The following is a 2,469-nucleotide window of genomic DNA, read 5'->3' on the forward strand; positions in this document are numbered from 1 at the left end:
GGCTGGATAGCAATCGCGCCATTGACGATAGAGCCGCCACCATAAGCGCGTCCTGCGAAGACTTTCATATCATCATATTCGATTAAATCTAACACGCCAGGGTATTTTCGGATGGGAATGGGAATCGGGATAGGCGCATTGGGAAAGTTACTAAACCAACTCGAGCGTTTATCCGCAGTAATCATTTTGCAAAACGTATCGTGCTCGGGCGTTCTATCCCAGCGCATACCCATCTCTAATATCAATACTTTATGGCCTTTTTCACTGAGTCTCAGTGCTGATACCGCGCCGCCGTAACCACTACCGACGATGATATTGTCAAAGTGACCCGCTTGAGTCACGGTGCTAGGTAGTTTTGGCTGTTTGGCGAGGGTTTGGCAGCCGCTCATGGTGACCGATGCACTGACCGTCGCGACCCCTAAGCCCATAGATTTTATAAATTTACGTCTTTGCATAGTGCTCTCTAAAATTTTGCTAATTTGATAGGCGAGAGTCTAGCAAACAAAAGTGTCGTTATTGTTTCAGAACGGCGATTTACTAAGTTCGATGAAATCAAGATCGCATTTAAATCATAGAGATTAGCTATTTCTCAAGCCGTAATAAATAAGCCTTAAGTGCTCCTTGACCTGTTATAACACTTGCCCTAAAATTTGTATCAGCTTACGACAGCATCTCAAAATAGATCACCAAAAGGTTAAAACATGACGACTGACAATGCGGCAAATAGTTACGGCTTACATCAATTACTCCTGCCCAGCAGCGACGGTCTTTATGGCGAGTTTGGCGGCAAGATCGGTCATCCCGAATTGGAAAAAGCTATGGAAGAGATTGAAGCAGGCTTTCGTGAGATCATCAAAGAAGACGACTTTATCGCAGAGATGAAACGTCTGCGCGAGACTTACGTTGGCAGGCCAAGCCCGATATTCCATGCTAAGCGCTTAACCGAGCATTGCGGCGGCGCGCAGATTTATTTTAAACGTGAAGACCTAAACCATACGGGCGCGCACAAGATTAATCACTGCTTGGGTGAAGTACTGCTCGCCAAAAAGCTCGGCAAAACTAAAGTCATCGCCGAGACAGGCGCAGGACAACATGGTGTGGCGTTAGCAACCGCAGCGGCGCTAATGGGCGTCGAGTGTGAGATCCATATGGGCGTGGTCGATATCGAAAAAGAGCATCCTAATGTTAGCCGAATGAAAATCTTAGGTGCCAAAATAGTACCCGTCTCGCGCGGCGCAGGCACGCTAAAAGAAGCGGTCGATAGCGCGTTTGAGACCTATCTTGGTGATTTAGATAACAGTATGTTTGCGATTGGTTCAGCGCTCGGGCCAGCGCCTTATCCTGAAATCGTCAGCTACTTTCAGTCGGTAGTCGGTCGTGAAGCGCGTACGCAGTTCTTGGAGACGACTGGTCAATTACCTAATAAAGTAGTCGCTTGTGTTGGCGGCGGCTCCAATGCTATCGGTATCTTTAGTGGCTTTTTGGGTGATACGGACGTTGAAAAGGTAGGCGTCGAGCCTGCGGGTGAGGGCTTGGATACCCCTAATCATGCGGCGACGATGACGCTTGGGATCAAGGGTGAGATTCATGGCTTTAAATGCTACGTGCTACTAGATAAAGAGGGCGAGCCTGCGCCTGTGCATTCAATCGCCTCAGGTCTTGATTATCCAGGCGTCGGCCCGCAGCATTCGCTACTAAAAGATAAGAATATGGCGACTTACGAGTCGGCAACCGATAGCGAGTGTTTGAACGCTTTTATGGCGTTGTCACGATTAGAGGGTATCATCCCAGCGCTTGAAACCGCACACGCCATTGCCTATGCGATGCGAGTGGCAAAAGACATGTCGCCTGATGAGACTATATTAGTCAATCTATCAGGGCGCGGCGATAAAGATATTGATTTTATTTTGGACAAAGTGACGCTATAGAGCACAAATCCTATCTGCTTTTGATATAAAAAAACGTTTGATAGTATGCTCTATCAAACGTTTTTTTATTTAACGTCGTTGTTTATCCGTCATTATCTACACAAATCACGCCAGCGCTACAACTCTTATTGCTCGTACGCCAAGGAGAGGTCAGTGATAACGCTTGCGCGAGCTGCGCATAGGCAAGCGCTCGCTTATTCATTTTGTCATTGCTATTGTCTGTAGGCGGTATAGGATATTGCTGTTGCCGCTCGCTGTCTGACAACGTCATAAAATCTAGAAAGATTTGTGCGTCTGTTGCCAAAAGTTGATTGGGAATCTCAGCCACTTCTTGCATAGTTTGCTCATCTTTACTGTCATAAAATTCACGAATAGTATCATCCGTCCACTGCGTATTTTCTGAACCAAAAAATACTAAATAGCGATACTTCTCAAATAGCGATTTGGCTTCATCAATGAAATAACTCTCTGGATACTGACGAGTATAAGCCTCCCAAAATAGAGTGCGCTCAATCAGCTCATTAAAAGAAAAAGCAATCGC

At 46.3% G+C, this 2,469-nt stretch carries 2 protein-coding genes and 1 pseudogene; 1 reads left to right on the plus strand and 2 read right to left on the minus strand.

Translation table 11 applies throughout. The features are described from left to right. Nucleotides 1-455, minus strand: a 455-nt coding sequence (locus tag ACTXGO_RS12365; protein ID WP_443574753.1) for an NAD(P)-binding protein, incomplete at its 3' end; no start/stop codon positions are given. A gap of 246 nt (nucleotides 456-701) precedes the next feature. On the opposite strand from ACTXGO_RS12365, the gene trpB reads away from it, so the two are divergent. Further along, nucleotides 702-1,928: a tryptophan synthase subunit beta gene (trpB, locus tag ACTXGO_RS12370; RefSeq protein WP_443541151.1), complete on the plus strand. Its 1,227-nt coding sequence runs from the start codon at nucleotides 702-704 to the stop codon at nucleotides 1,926-1,928. 82 nt (nucleotides 1,929-2,010) lie between these two features. Here trpB and ACTXGO_RS12375 read toward each other — a convergent pair. Further along, nucleotides 2,011-2,469 (minus strand): annotated as a pseudogene (locus ACTXGO_RS12375) (hypothetical protein); the annotation flags it as partial.

Source organism: Psychrobacter sp. T6-1 (assembly GCF_052258445.1).